General features: G+C 70.4%; 13 protein-coding genes. 5 read left to right on the top strand and 8 right to left on the bottom strand.

The window, feature by feature from the left end; genetic code table 11:
• Positions 1 to 19 precede the first annotated feature (19 nt).
• Positions 20 to 1,303 (bottom strand): hypothetical protein, encoded by a 1,284-nt coding sequence (locus ABD205_RS06890; RefSeq protein ID WP_344043751.1) that lies wholly within the window; start codon positions 1,301 to 1,303, stop codon positions 20 to 22.
• A gap of 238 nt (positions 1,304 to 1,541) precedes the next feature.
• Here ABD205_RS06890 and ABD205_RS06885 point away from each other — a divergent pair, with 238 nt between their 5' ends.
• A complete protein-coding gene (locus ABD205_RS06885; RefSeq protein WP_344043749.1) occupies positions 1,542 to 2,171 on the top strand; it encodes a Pycsar system effector family protein in 630 nt (209 codons plus the stop codon).
• A gap of 209 nt (positions 2,172 to 2,380) precedes the next feature.
• The gene (locus tag ABD205_RS06880; protein ID WP_344043747.1) at positions 2,381 to 3,184 is read left to right on the top strand and encodes a hypothetical protein; all 804 of its coding nucleotides are present in this window, start codon (positions 2,381 to 2,383) and stop codon (positions 3,182 to 3,184) included.
• A 45-nt stretch (positions 3,185 to 3,229) separates the two neighbouring features.
• On the opposite strand, the gene ABD205_RS06875 is transcribed toward ABD205_RS06880, so the two are convergent.
• Genes ABD205_RS06875 through ABD205_RS06865 form a run of 3 tightly spaced genes read right to left on the bottom strand, consistent with a single transcriptional unit; the run spans position 3,230 to position 10,671 of the window.
• On the bottom strand, positions 3,230 to 3,736 hold the full coding sequence (locus ABD205_RS06875) for a hypothetical protein (protein ID WP_344043745.1): 507 nt from the start codon (positions 3,734 to 3,736) through the stop codon (positions 3,230 to 3,232).
• A 2-nt stretch (positions 3,737 to 3,738) separates the two neighbouring features.
• Entirely contained in the window at positions 3,739 to 4,350 is a 612-nt protein-coding gene (locus ABD205_RS06870) for a hypothetical protein (RefSeq protein WP_344043743.1), read from the bottom strand.
• A gap of 12 nt (positions 4,351 to 4,362) precedes the next feature.
• A complete protein-coding gene (locus ABD205_RS06865) occupies positions 4,363 to 10,671 on the bottom strand; it encodes an RHS repeat-associated core domain-containing protein (RefSeq protein ID WP_344043741.1) in 6,309 nt (2,102 codons plus the stop codon).
• A gap of 181 nt (positions 10,672 to 10,852) precedes the next feature.
• Here ABD205_RS06865 and ABD205_RS06860 point away from each other — a divergent pair, with 181 nt between their 5' ends.
• Positions 10,853 to 14,263, top strand: a complete 3,411-nt coding sequence (locus ABD205_RS06860) for a hypothetical protein (protein WP_344043739.1) — start codon at positions 10,853 to 10,855, stop codon at positions 14,261 to 14,263.
• Positions 14,264 to 14,337: 74 nt separating this feature from the next.
• On the opposite strand, the gene ABD205_RS06855 is transcribed toward ABD205_RS06860, so the two are convergent.
• From ABD205_RS06855 to ABD205_RS06840, 4 genes are all read right to left on the bottom strand, one after another.
• The gene (locus ABD205_RS06855) at positions 14,338 to 14,901 is read right to left on the bottom strand and encodes a hypothetical protein (protein WP_344043737.1); all 564 of its coding nucleotides are present in this window, start codon (positions 14,899 to 14,901) and stop codon (positions 14,338 to 14,340) included.
• Positions 14,902 to 14,967: 66 nt separating this feature from the next.
• Positions 14,968 to 15,777 (bottom strand): 3-keto-alpha-glucoside-1,2-lyase-like domain-containing protein, encoded by an 810-nt coding sequence (locus tag ABD205_RS06850; RefSeq protein ID WP_344043735.1) that lies wholly within the window; start codon positions 15,775 to 15,777, stop codon positions 14,968 to 14,970.
• 314 nt (positions 15,778 to 16,091) lie between these two features.
• Positions 16,092 to 17,141, bottom strand: coding sequence for a TolB family protein (locus ABD205_RS06845; RefSeq protein WP_344043733.1), 1,050 nt, complete (start codon positions 17,139 to 17,141; stop codon positions 16,092 to 16,094).
• A gap of 160 nt (positions 17,142 to 17,301) precedes the next feature.
• On the bottom strand, positions 17,302 to 17,565 hold the full coding sequence (locus ABD205_RS06840) for a hypothetical protein (RefSeq protein ID WP_344043731.1): 264 nt from the start codon (positions 17,563 to 17,565) through the stop codon (positions 17,302 to 17,304).
• Between the two features lie 244 nt (positions 17,566 to 17,809).
• Between ABD205_RS06840 and ABD205_RS06835 the strand changes: the two genes are divergently transcribed.
• Entirely contained in the window at positions 17,810 to 18,169 is a 360-nt protein-coding gene (locus ABD205_RS06835) for a LytR/AlgR family response regulator transcription factor (protein ID WP_344043729.1), read from the top strand.
• Entirely contained in the window at positions 18,169 to 19,647 is a 1,479-nt protein-coding gene (locus ABD205_RS06830; RefSeq protein ID WP_344043727.1) for a sensor histidine kinase, read from the top strand. Before ABD205_RS06835 ends, ABD205_RS06830 begins: the two co-directional genes overlap by 1 nt.
• Positions 19,648 to 19,653: the final 6 nt, after the last annotated feature.

Raw genomic sequence — 19,653 nt, 5'->3', positions numbered from 1 at the left:
GTGCTGGTTGGTATGGCGCCTACCGGCGGCGGCTGGAAGCACTCGTGGGCCGCCCGGCGGGCACCGCGCCTCGCGGCACGCGCACGTCGCTCACGACCCGCACGACGCGGGCGGGGCGGCCGGCCTTCGGCGGGACGCGCACGGGCGTGGTGATCCGGACGTAGCCGGGCCTCGGACGGCCGACCGCTCCGGTGCCGACGCGGGTGCGGACCGGCTGGCGCCGCACGGTCGCGGCTCGACCCGTGGCGTAGCGGCGGCCCGACCGCCCCAGCCCCGAGTAGGCCTGCCCACCCGTACGGCGCCCGTAGTAGCCGCCTCGCCATCCACGCCCGTAGCCACGCCCGTAGTAGCGCCGGCGCGCACCGGTGAGCCCGCGCGCGTGGCGGCGGAGCACGGCCTGCCTGGCGATCCCGGGCGAGAGCGCCTGGGCCGTGGCCGCGCCCATCACCTGGCCGACCTCGACCGGGCCGACGGGCTCGCCGGCAGCGATGCGACGCGCCACACTCCGGGTGGCGCTGTCGGTGATGCCGGGCACCAGGCGGACGGCTGGCCTCGTCGCGCGGTTGCCGTGCAGCATCCGGGTGATCGTGGCCGCACCGCGGAGCAGGTGAGGCAGCAGCCGCTCGAGCTCGCGCCGGTCGGCCGGGTGGATGGCCGAGTACGCCGCGGCTCCGCCGAGCGCCTCCGCCTCTGCCTCCGACTCGGTGGCGGCCGCCTGCGCGGCGAGGTACTCCGCGAAGCTCTGCGAGGGGGCCAGCGGGGCGGCGGCCATCTCCTCGAACTCGGCCTCCAGCTCGCCTTCGATCTCGCCCTCGAGCTGCGAGGTCACCGCACGGGCGACGGCCCCGGCCGCCGGCCCGCCGATGGCGGTGGCGACGAGGGGTCCGGCGGTCTTGGCCAGGGTCCGGAGGAAGGGCGCGGCCTTGCGGAAGGCGCCCTTGAGCTGCTTGAAGAACTCCTCGGCCTCCTCCTCCGCCTCGGCCTCGTCCTCCCACTCGGACTCACCGTCGCCTCCGCCGCCACTCAGGAGCCCGCCCGCGATCTTCGCGATCGGCCCGAGGAGACCGAGGAACGCCTCGTCCTCCATCTCGCCCTCGATCTCGAGCTCGTCCTCCTCCTCGCCGAGCATGCCGCCGATCGCGTTCACGACGCCTCCGATGCCCGGGAAGAAGTCCTCGTCCTCCCACTCGGACTCGACCTCGAGCTCGTCCTCGTCCTCGCCCTCCCACTCGGACTCGACTTCCAACTCGTCCTCCAACTCGACCTCGAGCTCGTCCTCGAGGTCTGCGGCCTGACGTGCCATGGTGGGCCCTCCTCAACTCGGCCGGGGACAACGCTTGTCCGACCATCTGACTGCGCGCCGCTCGGGACGGTCAGTCGCCACTGGAGGTGACACCCGTCGGGGGTCGACTGACCGTGCGACCACGAAAGGGCTAGCGGGTTGGCCCATCCGGGCTAGTCATTTCGTGCGGGTGGCACCAGACAGCGCTGAGTGTCACGGTGGTTGGTGCCACGCTCTTGAAGATCCACTGGAGACCGGAATGTCTTCTGCAGACGACACCGGCGCGGCGACCCCGAACGCCGCCCTCGACTACCTGCGCAACTGTTACGCCGCCGCGCTCGACTGGTACAAGGTGGCGGACTCGAAGGCGCAGCTGATCGTGACGCTGAACGGCCTGATCGTCACCGTCGTGACCGGGACCGCCTTCGCGAGCCCGGACGAGCTGCACCGTCGTCTGGACGGCGCCAGCCATCTCGCCCTGAGCGCGCTGGTCGTCGCTGCCGCATGCGTGGTCGCCGCCCTCGTCTGCGCGGTCCTCTGCCTCTTCTCACGACTCGACGACCGATCCCTGCGGCGCCTCCACGGCTTCGATGCAGACGGCCGACCCAACCCGCTGACCCCGCAGGTCGCCTGGTGGTTCGGCATGATCGCGACACTGTCGACGGGCCGCGCCGCGGAGGGCGCCGAACGCGCCAAGGTCATGTCCGACTACCTGATGACTGCCGACGACGAGTTCGAGGTGGAGGCCCTTGCCTCGCAGATCGTCGTCCTGTCCCAGAACACCCTCGGCAAGCATCGCTGGGTCGACCGGGGCTGGTTGGCGACCGTCGCCGGCCTGATAGCGATCGTGCTGTTCGGCGTCTTCTACACGGTCGGCGTCCTGGACTGATGTCGGCGGGCGGCGACGTCCGGCTTCCATCGCAACCTCCCTGGTGGTCGACAGCTCACGCCTGCGCTGGCGCGCAGCGATCAAGGCCCTCGCTGTGGCGCACCGCCCGAATCTGCGGGACGATGAGCCCGAACTGATGGGGCTCGGCCTTGACGTTTTCGGCTTCAGCGGATGGCCGTCCTCAGGCACTGGATCGGAGGGTGCCCGTGATGAGCCATTGGCTGAGGCGCCACCGGGTCGTCATTCCGATCGGTCTCTTTGTCGTTGTCATCGGCACCGCAGCCTTCTCCCTCAACCTGGCATACGGAGGGCCGCAGAGCGATCAAGCGTCCTTGCGACACGAGGTGATGGCTACCAGCGTTGAGGTGCTGGGCATCGTGACGTTGGGGGCCTTGGTCACGGTTGCCACGACGCAGTTCCAGCAGATGGCTGAGGCGCGTCGACGTCTCGACGTGAGGGTCGCAGAGTTCCTCAATGAGCTCTTGTCGGCCTACAACGGCGTGAAGAGCGTTCGCCGACACCTGGAGGCCCGGACCCGATCTGCACCAGGGCGCCCGCCTGCGATCGACCGTGCCACGTACATGGACCTGATGACCGACCTCATGAGATGGCAGCTCACCTTCGAGGAACTCAGCGATCGAGCGGTCTACCTGCAGGGGCGGGTCAAACCAGACGAGATCACCGTCGGCTGCCTCGACGACCCGGAAGCACCCCGTGTCCCAGCCGCGTGGGACCCCCACCGCAAAGTGCTCCGCGTGGTGGCCAATGCATCTGGACATCTCAAGATCGTCGAAGAGCACCTCAACGTTCTTTGCGAGGAGTACCAGAAGAATCTCTACCGGGTTCGAAAGCGCGGAACCCTTCCCCTCGATCATCTGACCGGCGCCGGAAAGTGGAACAACGGCCCCCAGCTCCCTGTGTTCATCGACAGCACTGAGTGTTTTGACGCGTGCATCCGCCGGCACGTGCGGGCGGTACAGAGGTGGCTGGAGGTGTACCTACTTCGCCAGTGAGCTTTGCGTTCATCGCCGACACCGACGGAGTCGCCGGAACGTCGATCAGCCGGCCGGAACGCCGAGCGCGTTCACGAGCTCCTCCCAGAACGCGTCAGCGGGCTGGACCCACTCCGAGGTGGTCAGGATGCGCCGCAGCGCGTCCTCGTCGGCCAGGCCCCCGGCGTGCGACGCCCAGACGAGGGCGCCTGCGACGGCCGTGTCCGGTGGCGCGAAGCTCGGGACGACCTCGTCGTACTCCTCCTCCAGGCCCTCCTCCCGATACTCCTCGGCGGCGTCGCGGTAGACCACCCCGTTCCAGGTCGCGCCGTCGGGAGACACGCCGACCACTCCGAGGAAGTCGCTGTCCAGACAGAGGCCGACCAGAGCGGGGCTCTGCGTCTCCTCCACCAACCGGCGCAGCGTCCGGTCACGGTCCCAGAAGGCGTCCTCGCCGTCGTACGACGCCGAGGTCCACGAGTCCGCGTACGTCGTGGCCGTCAGTGGCTCGCCCACCCAGCCGATCCCGCCCGGCGCCGACCGCGCGAGCACGAACGATCCTGAGAAGCCCATGCTCAGCGCTGCGTCGGCGCGTGGTCGGCCATCCAGGCGCGCAGGAAGCCGACGTACGCGGGCATGTCGAAACCGGGCCGCTCGTCCGGGTCCTCCTGCTCGAGCGTGGAGAGCAACGCCTCCAGCTCCTCGGAGGGCCCCTGGGTGCAGAGCAGCGCTGCCACGGTCGCGCTCGGCCGACCCGTCGCCGCGTTCTTCGCCCTCACCAGGGGCAGCAGGTTGTCGGCGTCGAGTAGGCGCACCAGCGCCGGGAGCGCCGCAGCGACCGCCTCGGACAGCACGCGGCCGGAGGCCTCGTCCGCCAGGTCGAACGACCAGAGGTCCGACATCCCCCCGGCGCGCTGACCAGGCGGCCGCAGCCGGTCCGACCAGATCCCGGCATGGGTGTCGCCGCCGTCCTGCGTCAGGTAGTCGCGCCAGATCCGCGGCTGGACGTGCACGTCGAGGAAGAACTCCGCGTCGTGCTGCCCCAGCCGGTGCTGCCTCGCCTCGAGGACGGCCCGGTCACCGCGTTCGTCCTCCCGGATGAACAGCCGTCCCTTCTTCGTGTAACCGGCATCCTTCGCCACCGGTGCGATGCGGTCGCGGACCACCTGGTCGAACGGTTTCGCCATGTCGTTCCCTTCTCAGCCTGCGGCGAGGGCGCCGCCGCCGATGATGACAGGTGCACCGATCTCGCAGAGGACACCGGTCGCGCAGGCCAGGCCACCGCCGACGATGAGCGCGCCACCGGCGACGGGGGCGAGCCAGCCGGGCGGATCCCACCAGTGGCCGCCGTCGTCACCGCCTGCGGGCGCGCTGGGCGGCTCCACGGGCGTCGGCTGTGGGACCCGGATCGGGACCCGGTCGGGCGCCGGGACGGGGACCGGACGCGGCACCCTCTTGGGCATCGGCTTCTCCGGCCCGTTGTTGTAGACGATCGCGCCAGGTCCGGTGCCGGTGACGTCGTCACCGTTCGCGGGGTTCTGGTGCGGTCCGCCGATCGACCAGCCGAGCTCCACCGAGCGGTCCGGGTTGGCGATCCGGAGCTTGCTGGCGTACCAGGTGGCCTCGGGGGTCGCCTTCGCGGCCTGGCCGGCGCTCTTGACCTCCCAGACGAAGATGGTCTGACCGTCGTCGTAGGTGATGTCCGCGTAGCCGTTGTTGCCGTTCCCCTTCTTGCTGCCACCCGGCACCATGGTGCTGGGCCGCAGGCCCGACAGGTCCCCACCGACAGCCTCGATCTGGGCGCTGATGATGACCATGGCCCAGGCGACCGCCTCGTTGTGCCGCGTCGTGTAGTCCTTGCTCGGCGTGGACCCACCGGCCGAGGGCGAGCTCGGCGTCGAGGCTGACGAGGAGCCGCCGGTCGAGCTCGACGAGGAGCTCGGCCCGAAGTCCGGCGGGAACATCATGCCGGTCGGGTCGGTGTTGTTGACCGGGTTGTTGCCCGCGTAGTTGTAGCCGTTGAGCTGGGGCGGGCTGGAGATCTCCAGCATCGGGTCGACCGAGATGAACCGACCCAGGGACGCGTCGTACTTCCGTGCGCCGACGTCCGTCAGGCTCGTCAGGGAGCTGCGCGGCTTGTCGAGGAAGCCGTGCTGGTCCTGCCACGTCCCGCCGGTCACCGTGCCGAGTGCGTTGCCGTAGGGGTCGAGGTAGCGACGGGTCACGGCCCAGGTGCTCGGGTTCACCGACACCTGCTTGGATCCGTGGAGGTCCGACATGAGATAGGTCGGGTTGTTCCGGTTGACGCGGAGGGCCACCACGGTGCCGTTGTGCGTGTAGTACTTGACGACGTTGGTGACGTTGGTGGCCGCCGTGTACGTGATCTCCTGGTTGGGCAGGAACAGGGTCGTCGTGCCGCCGTCGCGCCGTAGGACCTGGTTGCCGTCCGCGTCGTAGACGTAGGAGGAGGTGCTGGTCCCGACGGTCACCGAGCTGACCTGCTGCTCCGCGTCGTAGGCGATCGCCTGTCCGGCGCGCGCGGTCATGTTGCCGTTCGCGTCGTACCCGTAGGCGGCGGTCGTCGGGGTCGCGGTGCCGACCTTGGTACTGATGCCGCTCAGCGCGTGAAGGTGGCCGGCCGACGCCATCGTGTAGGTAGCCGTCACATCAGGCGTGGTGGACCCGGGGACGGCGTGCTGCACCTGCTTGGTCCGGTTGCCGGCCCCGTCCACGGTCCAGGTGGTCCAGAACTTCTGCGGACCCCCCACCTTCGTGTTGTTGCCGAGCGTGGTCGGGTTGGTCGCGCAGCTGTCCGTCGAGGACCACGCCTGGGTGAGCACCGCGACCGCGTCGTAGCTGAAGCACTGCGTCTCGACCGCCGCGCCGGAGGCACCCTGGGTGTCCACGGTGCGGGTGACGTTGCCGTAGAGGTCGTAGGTGTAGGCGACGTTCTCCAGCTGCGAGGGCGCCGTCTGCCCGGACAGGTTCACCCCGGTGATGCGCCGGGTCTGGGCGTCCCGGGTGTACGTCAGCCAGCCGGTGAGCGTGTTGACGCCGAGGGTGTACTGGTTGGACTCGCCGTACGGGCTGTAGCTGCTGGCCGAGACGTAGGCGTTGATGCCGGTCGTGCTGGCCGGGTTGCCGGCGGCGTCATAGGCGTACCTGATGGTCTCCGCCGCGACGCCCCCGCCGCTCGTGACGGTGCTGGGCAGCGTCTGGCTGGTCATCAGGTGCGTGGAGGACCACGTGTAGCTCGTGGTGTAGCTGCCGAGGAAGCCGGGCTCCGACAGACTCGTCGTGGTGCCCTTCTGGTTGCCCGCGCTGTCGAAGCCGCTGCTGGCGATCGTGACGTTCCCGCTCGCCGCGTACCTGGTCGACTTGGTGAGCTTGCCGGCCATCAAGGTGTCGAACTCCCACGAGGCGAGCAGCGTGCCGCTGGCCGTGCCGCTGTGGGTCTCGATCTTGCGTCCGAGCGGGTCGTAGACGAAGGCCAGCGTCTGCTGCTTGGCGTCGGTCGTCGAGGTGACGTCGCCGGCGTCGTCGTAAGTCGTGGAGGACGCTCCGGCATCGGGATCGGTCTTGCTGACCACCCGGCCGGCCATGTCGAAGGTGCTCGTCCACGTGGTCGCCAACGTGGTGCCGGTGGCGTTGGTGACCGAGTCCTGTCGACCCTTCGCGTCGTAGTGGTAGGTCGTCCGCTGCGCCGTGCCGCCGCTGACGACGCTGCCGGTGATCGTCGGAGCGACGGTCCAGCGATCCATCTCGATGGTCTGGCCGCGGGGGTCGGAGATCTTCGTGGTGGTCACACCACCGGCGGGCGGGACGATGGTCACGCGGTCGCCGCCGTAGATCGTCTTGGTGACCGCACCGGCGGTGGTGCCCTTGTACTCGGTGCTCTGCACCTGACGACCGGCACCGTCGTAGGTCACCAGGGTGCGCGAGTCGATACCGCCATCGGCGGTGGTGATCAGTGTCGTGCTGGGCGCGCCCGTGGTGTACCAGCGGTTGTTGGTGCGGATGGCCCAGCCATGGGAGTCGGTGTAGCTGTCGGTGAGGACGCGTCCGCCGTTGGCGGCGTCGGTCTGGGTCTGGCGCAGGTTGGCGAAGCCGTCGTACAGGCTGACCGAGGTGCGGTACGCCGCGGCGACCCCGTTGTCGACCAGCGTCTTCGTCGTGACGGCCAGCGGAGCGGTCGGGTCGACCTGGTAGGCGTAGGTGATGCTGGCGGGGTCTGTGGCCTTGGCCTGGCCGGGGTACCACACCGCGGTGAGCCGGCCGAGCGCGTCGTACGCGGCATCGGTGACCAGACCGCCGACGTCGACGTTGTGCAGCGGGACGCCGCGGGCCGGGTCGACGACGCTGCGGCTGGTCTGGTTGAGCGCGTTGACCGTGTCGATCTCCGTCACGGGACCACCGACCGCCGGCGTGTAGACGGTCCGGGTGGTGCGCCCGGTGGTGTCGGCGGCGGAGGTGTAGACCGTGCTGGCCGTGACCCGCCCGAGGACGTCGAAGGCTTGGGTCACCTTGGCGAAGTGGCCGGAGTCGGTCGCGGTGAGCACCGTGGTCGGGTTGCCGGCACCGGTGAGCTCCCCGAGGGTCGAGGAGCCGTCGTAGTAGCGACGGGCGTCGGAGAGCACCCCGGACAGCGCGGTCCCGAGCGCGGGGCAGGCCTGTGCGGAGACCTGCGTCTGGCTCGGCCTGGTCATCGTCCAGCTCGACGTGTCCTGGGCATAGCTGGTCCGCGTGCACTTCGCGGCCAGCCCGGTGCCGGTCTCCGACTCCTGCGCGAGCCGGCCGTACTTGTCGAAGGTGCTCGCGGTGGTGACGGTGGTGGTGCCGCCGGCCGCGAGGTTCACGATCTTGCGGGTGGTGGTGGCCCGCACGACGGTCGCCTGCTGGTCCTCCATGCCGGTGCGGGCGCGCGTCGCGGTGGTGGCGACGACCTCGCGATCGGTGATCGTCGAGTCGACCTGGGTGGCGGTGTCGCCCAGGAAGGTGCGCACCTCGAGCGCTGTGTCGGACAGCGGGTTGTCGTCCGGGTAGCTGGTGCCCAGCGAGTCGGTGACCGTGACCGACCGCTTGCCGCCGCCGGGCAGCCGGTCCCCGTTCATGCCGCGCAGGTACGTCGCCTTGCTGAGCGTCCACTTGTCCGCGACCCCGTTGGAGGTCGAGTTCGGGTTGCCGGTCCGCGTCTCGACCGTGCCGTAGCCGCGGAACTGCCCGTAGGTGCGGTTCTTGGGCTTCACGACCTCGTTGTCGTCGAAGTGCCAGGCCGGGTTGCCGACGTAGGTGTACGTCGTCATCCGCGTCGGCGAGATTGCGTTCCGGTCGACCACATCGATCTCGGTGACGACGTACTTGTGGAAGTAGTCGAGGATCGGGTCCTGCGAGCCCGGGGACGTCCAGTAGACGGGGAAGCACTCGGAGGTGTCCTGCGACGGGTCGCTCGGCACGGTGGACGCCGTGCACAGCGGCTTGGCGCGACCCACCTGGTCGTCGTCGCCGCTGTAGTGGACCGTGATGATCTGGCCGGTCTCGGTGTTCACCTGCGTCAGGCGCCAGTGCAGCATCTCGGGCTGGCCGTTGTAGCCGTAGACCCTGTTGGCCTTGAGCTGGCTCAGGAAGGTGATCGGGGGCAGCGTCACCTTGCTGCCGTCGGCGGCCGTTCCCGTGCGGGTGATCGAGTCGAGGCCGAGCTCGGGGTCACCTTCGGTCGGGAAGGACTGACCGAGCTTGATGGTGTCGACGTCGTCGTAGCCGGCACCCGAGCTCACCTGGGTGCGGATCGTCGTGATCCGCTTCCGCGACCAGAACGTCGGGCTGTGGGTGTCGCAGGCCCCGGTCGCGTCGCAGTCCTGGTCCTGCGGGGTGTCCGGCCAGTGTGAGGCGTTGGTGGCGTTGAACTTGCTGGCGTCGCAGTCGAAGGTGTCGGTCGGCTCGCACCGCTCGGCGGCGTCGAAGACGACGCGCTCGGGGGCCGCGGAGCCGTAGATCGAGCCGCCGGCGTTCCGGAGCCCGTAGTCGATCCGGCTGAGGTAGGACGCCCGCGTGTACTTCACCGGGTCGGTGCCCTTGTCGGCGCCGTAGTAGTTGGTCTCGGTGTTGTAGTAGTACGCCGCCGCGTTGTTGTGGGTGTCCTCGACGTAGTCGAGGTTCCAGCGCCACGCCTGCAGGCATCGGGACGCGCCGAACCCGCTCGAGTCGTAGCACGGGTCACCGGCGTGGGCGCCGTACACCGGCACGGTCGAGACCGAGTCGGTGGCGTCGGCCGCCGTGCCGCCGGGGAGCACGTCCCGCCCGAAGAAGTACTGCGTGCCGTCGGCGGTGGTGATCTTCCAGTACTCGCCGTTGCGGGCCCCGTTGTCGGCGCCGCTGAGCTTCTCCACCCGCTCGCCGTCGTCCTGGGCCGGGTGCCAGTCACCGGTGCTGTCGTCGCGCACGAGCGCGGTCGACTTGCCGTTGAGCACGAGCGTGATGACATCGTCCTCCCAGCACAGGTCGCCGGTCTGCTGGGCGTCGGGCAGGGAGGTGTCGTCCGAGCAGGAGCGATAGGTGCGCTCGACGTAGCCCGGCTGGTAGTCCCAGCCCTCGCCGTACGCCGAGGACTGGTTGTTCGTGGCCGAGTTGAGACCGTCGATCGAGCCCGAGTTGTAGGCGATCTCCACCTTCGGTTCGGCGGGCCCGCCGCCGGGGCTCGCCGGCACCGGCACCGGGTACTGCCAGGCGTAGCTGCCCGAGGAGCCCGACACGGCCCAGGTGCCGCTGGCTGCCAGCGAGCTGGCCGCGAATGTGCCGTTCGAGCCGGAGGGGGCCGCGACCGCGGCGAACGTCGTCGTGCTCGCCGGAGCGACGGCGGTCAGCGACTGCTGCTGCCCGTCGTTGACGGTGCGGAGCGGTCGCTGGGTCTGGCAGGCGGGCACCTCGGGGGTCGTCAGCGCACAGTCCGGCAGGGCCACCAACGTGAGCCGGTTGCCGAAGTCGGCGCCTGCCGCATGCGCGAACGACGAGTAGTCGATCCCGACGGTCCGGCTCTCCCCGGCCGAGTCGGCCGAGTCGGCCGAGTCGACACTGAACATCACGCCGGTCAGCCCGGCGCGGACCGCCTGCTGGTGCGAGGCCACGCTGGCCCGGTAGGCCCGGCCAGCGCCTCCACGGTCCGCGCCCACCAGGACGGGCGTCGCGCCCACCCGCATCGGCTGGGCACGTCGCGCCGCCGTCGATCCCTTCGCCGTCGATCCCTGCGCCGCCGGCGCGACGTCGACGGACCCCGTCGCCGCCTGCGGCCAGACGGTGTCCGTGCGTGGGTGTCGCGCGGGCCGGCCCGCCGGCGACAGCACCCCGGTCTGAACGGCCGTGTGCGGCAGCGGGTCCTCACGCTGGACCGCCGGGGCCTTGACCTTCACTGCCGCCTCCGCCGGCGGGGCGAGGCTCAGGTTGGTGGCCACCAGGGCGATGGTGGTGGCGACGGTCGTGAGCGTGGAAGCGAGGAGAACGGACGGACGGCGCACGGCGACCTCCAATGAGCCAATCGGCGACGACGGTCGCCCCCGAGGCGATGGCGAGCGGGAATCTAGCCGTTGACGGCCGGACCCGACATCCTCCGAACGGGTCTTGTGGGGCGAAAACCTGCGGCCCTAGAGTGCGCCGGGCCGCCACCCATCGGGGCGTGGGGGTCGAGGAGGTCTCGGGATGTCAACGTCGTCCTGGTGGGCTGGGTCCCGCCGCCGGTCCAGCTGGTTGACGGCGGGAGCGCTCTTGCTCGGGTCGTGCGCGGTCCTCCCGTCCGTCGCCGCCACCGCCGCCCCGCCCTCCGCGTCCGCCACCGGGCAGCCGGTGGGCGAACCGCTGGGCGAGTACGGCGACGCGGCGCGCGAGGCTGAGGCCACCGGGACACCGGTGGAGGTGGCCTCCCAGACGACCGAGACCACGCAGGTGCTGGCTCAGCCGGACGGCACCTTCACCCTGGACTCCCACACCGCCGCCGTACGGGTGAAGCGGAACGGGTCGTGGCACGCCATCGACACGACCCTGCACCGCAACGCCGACGGCTCGGTCTCACCGTCGTCGACCGCCATGGACGTCAGCTTCTCCGGTGGCGGCGACCAGGCCCTGCTCACCCTCGCGCACGGTGCCGACTCGGTGGAGCTGCACTGGCCCTCGACCCTTCCGGCGCCGACGGTCTCCGGCGACACCGCGACGTACGCCGACGTCCTCCCCGGGGTCGACCTGCGGCTCATCGCCTACCCCGAGGGTTACCGGGAGGTGCTCGTGGTGCGCAACGCGGAGGCGGCCGCCAACCCGGCGCTGCGGACCCTGCGGCTCGACACGGTCGCCCGCGGCCTGTCGCTGCAGAGCGACGCTGACGGCGGCATCGCCGCCGTCGGGGCCGACGGAGCGCCCGTCTTCTCCGGACCCGCCCCGGTGATGTGGGACTCCGCCCCCGAGCGACTCCAAGGAGGGCGGGGCAGCGCGCGTTCCGCGAACGGCCACGTGAACCGCCTCCCGCTCGCGGTCACCGCCGCCGACGGCCGGCACGGCACCGGACGCGGGCACCTCACGTTGACACCGGCGGACGCCGCACTGACGGGTCCTGACGTGCAGTACCCGGTCTTCATCGACCCGTCGATGTCGAACTCGCGCAACGACGGACTCTCCGGTGACCACTACCTCACCGTGCACAGCGGTGGCTGGGACTACTTCGACGACTCCACCGAGGTGATGCGGGTCGGGTACTGCGGCTGGTCCGGCTGCACGAGCGTCCAGGGCAAGTCCCGGTCGTACTTCGGGCTCAACGTCGCCGCACTGACCGGGAAGCCGACGGCGGCCCACGTCTACAGCGCGACCGTGTACGCCCTGCAGAAGCACCAGGCCGCGAACTGCAGCACTCCGGAGCCCACCGACCTTTGGTCCGCCGGCTCGTTCTCCTCCTCCACGAACTGGGGAGGCCCGCGTACGGCGAAGCTCGACAGCGACTCCAAGGCCTACAGCGAGGACTGCGGCACCGGGAACCTGATCTTCAACAACGCCAACGTCGTCGACTACGTGCAGAGCGCCGCCAGCTCCGACACCAAGGTCCTCAACTTCAACCTCTCCGCGCCGGACGAGTCGAACGCCTACCAGTGGAAGAAGTTCGGCAACGACCCCTCGATCACGGTCTCGTTCGACTTCCCGCCGTCGGTGCCCGCGAACCTCGACCTGGCCGCCAGCGTCGACTGCAGCGGCAAGCCGCGCTACACCCGCGACCAGACGCCGACGGTCTACGCCTCTGCCATCGACTACAACCCCAACCCCGGCAACGTGGGCCTGCTCTACCAGATCTACACCAACCCTGCCGGCTCCTCCGCGGTGCGCTACAACCCCACCGCGGTCTCGGCGCCGAGCAACACCAAGACGGCCTGGACCACGAACAGCAGCAACACCAACAGCACCGCGGCGATGGCCGACGACGCCTACGCACTGCGGGTGAAGGCGGTCAGCCTCTCCCCCGACACCGCCGACCAGAGCTCGGGCTACACCGGCTGGTACTACTTCACCATCGACCACGTCGCACCCGCGGCCCCGACGATCTCGAGCTTCGACTACCCGCAAGGGTCGTGGGGAGCACCGCAGGGCACGCCCGGCCAGATCACATTCGCCGGCGCGAGCGACGTCGCGGCCTTCACCTACTCCTTCGACACCAGCGGTGGCGAGCCGCTGCCGACCGACACGACGTGCGCCTACACCACCACGCCCACCAAGACCGGCGGCATGGTGACCGCCACGTCCGGCAAGGGCAGCGTCACGTTGCCGACGACGCTGACGCCCGGCTACCACACCGTCTACGCCAAGGCCTTCGACGGCGCCCACAACACGTCCGGGCAGTCCGCCGCGTACGTCTTCTACGTCGCCCCGACCTTCCCCGGCGAGGGCGCCACCCAGCACGAGGCCGAGGCGATCACCCCGACGCAGCCCGAGGGCCAGGGTGACCCGGCCTTCAACTTCGGCGCCGGCTACCCCGTCTACAGCGAGGGGACCAGCGCGATCTGGTCGGCCGGTGCGCAGTCACACCTCGTCGCCACCGCGGGCACCCCGGAGACGCCGGCACGCTTCACGTACGGGTTCGACGTGCCGCTGTCGGCGTACTACGGGCTCGGTGTCCAGGTCACCCTGGCGAACCACTACGGCATCCTGACCTTCGAGCTGGACGGGCGGCCCGTCTCGCTCAACGGCCAGGAGGTCAGCGTCGACACCTACAGCGCGACGACCGCGACGAAGTACGTCGACCTCGGTGGCGCCATGCTCCTGCCCGGTCCGCACAAGCTGACCGTCAAGGTGGTGGGCGCCAACGCGAGCAGCGGCGACTACGTCTACAACGGCACCTACGGCGGCGTCGCGATCAGCAGTCTGCACGACCACGGTCGCTCCGCGGGCATCGACTTCTTCAACGTCGTGCCGGTCAACAACGTCACCTTCGGATCGTTCGCGGCATCGTTCAACAACAACGGGATCACCAGCGACGGAACGGCCGGCGACTTCGGCCCCAGCAGCAGCGACTCGGCGCTATCGCTCCAGGCGATGACGCAAGCCGGCTTCGGGCCTGGAGCCCGGCCGGTGGTCGACGGCGTCACCTTCACGATGCCCGCGCAGAACGCCGACGGCACGGACAACACCATGGCGGGCGGCCAGACGCTCCCCCTGCCGACAGATGCGAACGGCAACTACCCCGTTGCCTCAGCGGTCGATCTGCTCGTCGCCAGCACCTGCGGTACCACCCCGACCGGCGCGAGCATCCAGCTCTCGATGAACCACATCGACCCGGCCAACCCCGACGGCGACCTGATGATCACGGACACGCCGATCCACGCCGTCCCCGATTGGCTCAACGGGACCACGCCCGTCGGTGACACCCAGGTGACCCTCGCGGTGCGGCTCCCCTACTACGACACCGGTACGACGACCAGCACGGCGAAGCAGCCTGCCCTCTACCACCTCCGGGTGCCGGTGAAGCCCGGCTACGAGGACAAGCCGATCAAGTCGATCACCCTGCCCAGCCTGGGCAGCAACTTCACCCAAGCCTGCACCACGCCAACGCTGCACGTCTTCGCGATCACCACGAGCTGAGGGGTGCCCGGACGGCGTCGGGCCCTGCGGTGCGCGGCCCGACGTCGTCCGAGCTCACGGCTGCGTTCCTGCGCTCAGGACCTCGGTGCCGGCGCGTGGTCGGCCATCCAAGCGCGCAGGAAGCCGACGTACGCCGGCATGTCGAAACCGGGCCGCTCGTCCGGGTCCTCCTGCTCGAGCGTCGAGAGCAACGTCTCCAGCTCCTCGGAGGGCCCCTGGGTGCAGAGCAGCGCTGCCACGGTCGCGCTCGGCCGACCCGTCCCCGCGTTCTTCGCCCTCACCAGGGGCAGCAGGTTGTCGGCGTCGAGTAGGCGCACCAGCGCCGGGAGCGCCGCAGCGACCGCCTCGGACAGCACGCGGCCGGAGGCCTCGTCCGCCAGGTCGAACGACCAGAGGTCCGACATCCCCCCGGCGCGCTGGCCAGGCGGCCGCAGCCGGTCCGACCAGATCCCGGCATGGGTGTCGCCGCCGTCCTGCGTCAGGTAGTCGCGCCAGATCCGCGGCTGGACGTGCACGTCGAGGAAGAACTCCGCGTCGTGCCGCCCCAGCCGGTGCTGCCTCGCCTCGAGGACGGCCCGGTCACCGCGTTCGTCCTCCCGGATGAACAGCCGTCCCTTCAGGGCCGCCGCCGCCGACAAACGGCCTCGTCGCCGCGGGAGAGACGACCTCCCCCGCGGCGACGAGACGGACCGATGGACGGACGGTTACCGCCGCTTCACGACCTTGACGACGACAGACGTCGTGACACCGTCGGTCAAGGCATCACCCCGGTAGGTCACGGTGCCGCGGACGGTGCCGGGCTTCGCGAACCGCGGCAGCCGGATGAGCGCCTGGCCGTTCACCAGCGTGCCGGTGACGGTCTTGCTGCCGAGCTTCACCGTCACCGCGCCGGTCGGAGTGATCCCTGGCGCCCGCACGACGATCTGCACGGTCGCCTTGGTCTTCTTCGCGACGATCCGGCGCGGCAGGACCCGCGCGGTCAGCGTCGAGGCGGCCTTCCTCACCGTCACGCTCGTCGATGCGGTGCTCGGCTCCACGATGTCGCTCCCGACGTACCTGGCGGTGATCGACTTCGTGCCGGTGCTGGCGAAGGCGGGGAGGGTGGTGTGGGCGGTTCCGTCGACGAGCGCGACGGTCGCCGTCTTCACGCCGCCGACCGAGATCTCGACGTTGCCGGTCACCGGGGTGCCACCCGCGTCGACAGCGACCGTGACCGAGGGGCGACCGTTCTTGACGACGACCGCGGCCGGCGCGGCCTTCACCGTGGTGGTCGAGGCCACCGTGGCGGCGGGCAGCATCTGGATGGACTTGAACCGGACGGCGCCCGTGCTGCTGTTCTCCAGGCCGATGTAGCCGTCGACGGCGAGCGGCGAGTCAGACGCCAGGGTGTTGACCAGGGTGCCGTTGAGGAACACGCGAAGCGCGGAGGGCGTGACCTGGATCAGGTACGTGTTCCACTCGTGCTCATACGGCCCCGACCGGCGTACTCGCTGGTCGGGGTCGATCGAGCGCACCGACGGTCACCTTCCCCGCACCCGGGTCGACCGACCTTGCGGCGACGAGGCGGCGTTTGCCCGCCATCGCCGTTGCGGTCCAACCAGGACTCGGCCCCGTCTTGGGCACAGACACCCGCCCAGACCGGATCTCGCCGGGAACCTCCGGACAGAGCACGCGAGGCTCTCACCGGCGCTTCCGTTGGTCAGAGGCTCAATTCCCAGTGATGGCGGGTGAAGGATCCTTCGCAGCTTTCGCGACGGATCTACAGACCGGGGCCCAGCCGCTCCGCCCACCGACGGTGGACGGAGCGAACGACAGACGGGGAGTGCTCTCAACGTGCGATCGCGGGACCCCAATCAGGGAAGCTGTCGTAGAGCTCGGTGCGAGTGACGAGACGTTCGCCGGTGCCGTTGGCACGCATGACCACGACGTCGGCTGTGTTCAGCTCCGGACCGCCAGTGGAGGGGCGCTTGCCGACGACGATCGACTTCCCGTCCGGTGAGAACGACGAGCCGAGGTAGCGGGTGATGCCGTCGCCGACGAAGGTGAGCTGCTTGAGATGGGAGCCGTCCGGACGAACGGTGTAGAGGTTCGCGTTGCCCTGGGGCGTGTCGTTGTTGTCGTGGAACAGGATGTTCTTGCCGTCCGGTGACCAGTCCGGGGTGTCGCCGGCTTGGAGGTCGTAGGGGGTGATGCGCCGCTCCGCTCCCGTGCGCAGGTCGAGGACCCACAGTGCGAGGGCACCTTCGGGCGTCGCCGTGCGCACGTTGCGCCGCTGGAAGAGCAGCCGGGTGCCATCGGGCGAGAACTGAGGTGCGGAGTCCTGCCCCGTGTCGCCGGTCGCCGGCGAATGGAGCTGGGTGACCTGCCGGACGTGCGTGCCGTCGGGACGCATGACGAACAACGCCTGCGTCTCGACGACGTCGTCCACGACCGGACCGAACGCCCGGTTGAACACGATCCAGCGCCCGTCAGGCGACCAAGCAGGCGTGCCGTTGCACTCCCCGCCGTCGGGAAGGCAGTTGCCTTCAGGGAAGGCGGTGCTGGTCAGCTGACGCAGCCCGGTGCCGTCGCTGTTCACCACGAAGACGTCGTCCATAGTCTCGCCCCCGCGCTGGAAGACGATCCGGCGACCGTCGGGCGACACGTCGGGGTCCTGGTCCACGACGCCGGTGCCGGGGTGTGTCACTTGGAACTCGTGGGTCCCGTCCGATCGCACGGTGAAGATGGCACCGGAGGACCGGTCGAGACCGAGGAAGCGCCGGAAGGCGATCCGACCGTTGTCTCCCTCGAACGTCGCGTTCGCGGGCGCGGACAGGGCCAGGCAGGTGAGGGCGAGTAGTCCGGTCAGGCCGAACCGGGTCGTCGCGGTACGTCGCATGGTTCTCTCCTTCGAATGTCGCGGCCGGTCGGACCTGACGGGCGACTCTTCGGGCCGTGCGTTCGACGCTAGGAACGGCGACGGCCGGCGCCATCGCGGCCAGCACGGGAGCTGCGGTGGACGCGACCCGGGCTAGCACGGATGTGCATCCCGGCGAGGGTCAGAACAAGCTCTCCCACCACGTCGTCGTCAGCTGGGCGTGGCGGGCGGCGAGCATCGTCTCGATCGTCCAGGTGCCGTCGTCCCAGACCGGCCCCTGCGGGGCGCTGCCGGAGACGCTGGGGCTGGATTGAGGCGGCGTCGGACCGTCGGGGTCCGGCGGCCTGGCACCGGCAGCGCCGCAGACGGCGGGGACGGTGAGCACGGTGAGCGCGGTGAGCGCGGCGGCCGTCGCGAGGGCGCGACGGAACGTGGGTGTGGCCATGAGGGTTCCTTCTCTCGAGCGCCGAAAGGGGCGCGATACCTGGATCTGGAGAGATCTCCAGCGGCCGATCGGCCGTGTCTTCGACGCTAGGAGCCGTGGCGGGCGGCGACACCGGGGCCAGCACGGGACCCTGCTGGGGCGCGATGCGGGGTGGCACGGGTCCTCCCCCCGTACTGGCCACAGCCGTTGGACCTCTCGTGCCAGCCCCAGTGTGCGCAGCGACGAATCGGACGATGATCGCCCCATGGCGTGGTCGCTGCTGATCGTCGACGACCATCCCGACTTCCGGAGAGCAGCGCGGGAGCTGCTGTCGTCGCGGGAGTTCGTGGTGGTGGGCGAAGCCACGGGTGCGACCGACGCCATCCGGCTCGCGGCGACCCTCGAGCCCGAGCTGGTCCTGCTCGACATCCGGCTGCCGGACGGCGACGGCTTCGCCGTGGCGGAGTCCCTGGCCGGCATGCCCGTCCGCCCTGCCGTCGTCCTGACCTCGAGCCACGACACGACGGTCTTCCGTGATCGTCTTGCTGCAGCGCCGGTGCGGGGCTTCCTGCCGAAGGACGACCTGTCGGTCGGCCGACTCCTGGCGCTGATCGGCGGGCCCTGATGGGTCAGGCCGTATACGCCGCAACGGACCTGGCCGTCGGCATCGCGTTCGTCCTCGGCGGACTCGTCGCGTGGCGCGATGGCCGGGCACGCCGGCCTGCCGCCTTGATGGCGCTGGCCGGCGGCCTGTGGTTCGTCGGCAACCTCGGCGGCTTGCCCGGCGCGGTCGGCAGCGTGGCCGCGAGCGCGGCGTACCTCCACCGAGGCCCGCTGCTCCACCTCGACCTCACGCTCCCCACCGGTCGACCGCGCTCGCGGGTCGTGCTGTCCGCAGTCGTGGTCGGGTACGCCGTCTCCGCAGTCCCCGCCCTGGCCCGCAGCGCGGCCGTGAGCCTGGCCGTGGCCGGAGGCCTGCTCGCCGTCACCGCGCTCCGGCAGCGGCTGTCGATCGACGCGCTGCCCGTCGCCGCGCTCGCCGCCGCGCTGGCAGGCCCGGCGCTCGTACGCCTCATGCTCCCGGCGTCGACCTCGGGAGCGGCGATGCTCTTGTACGACGGGTGCCTCCTGGTCCTCGCCGCGGCCCTGACCGAACGCCTCCTCCGAGCGCGGAGCGTCGACGTGGCCGACCTGGTGGTCGGGCTGAGCGTGGCGCCCTCCCAGACACTGCGCGACGCCCTCGCGCGCACCGTCGGAGACCACACCCTGCAGGTCGCGTACGTCGAGGGTGACGGTCTGGTCGACACCCTCGGAGCACCGTGGCGTCCTGACCCGGACGACGGTCGCACCCTCACTCCTCTCGAGCGGGACGGGCAGATCATCGGGTTCATCTCGCATGACCCGGCAGTGCTCGCCGACCCCGTCCTGGTCGAGGCGGTGGCGACAGCAGCCGCTCTGACCTCGACGAACGCCCGCCTGCAGGCCGACGTCGACCGGCAGTCGGCCGAGGTGTACGCCTCCCGACGGCGGCTCGTCTCGGCCGGCATCGAGGAGCGTCGCAGGCTGGAGGCGGAGCTGAGCCTCGGCCCGGGCGCACGACTTCGGCGGGTGGTGGCCCTGCTGCAAGCCGTACCGGCCACCGCCACGCGGGACGGCGTCGTCGACGTGGCCCGCGACCAGGCCGCACGGGTCGGCTCGGACCTGCGTGATCTCGCCCGCGGCTTGCGTCCGATGGCCCTACGCGCGTCGGGTCTCGCGGGCGCGATCAACGAGCTGGCCCCGTCCGCTCGCTTTCCCGTCCTGGTCGAGACGGACGTCTCCGAACCGTCGGAGGGTGTGGCCGAGACGGTGTACTACGTGTGTGCGGAGGGGCTCACCAACGTCGCGCGGCACGCGCAGGCACAGTCTGCGTCGATCCGAGTGACCCTCGAAGGTGACCAGGTCCGCGTGGTCGTGACCGACGACGGCCGGGGCGGCGCCGACCCGACGGGGTCGGGGCTACGTGGACTCGCCGATCGCGTCCAGGCCCTCGGCGGGACGCTGAGCGTGACGTCTGACTCCGCCGGCACGCAGCTGCAGGCCGTGGTTCCCATCGACGCGTGATCGAGC

Source organism: Nocardioides panacihumi (assembly GCF_039530925.1).
GTDB lineage: Bacteria > Actinomycetota > Actinomycetes > Propionibacteriales > Nocardioidaceae > Nocardioides > Nocardioides panacihumi.
Note: the sequence above shows the minus strand (reverse complement) of the source record. Positions and strands in the feature narration are given on the sequence as shown.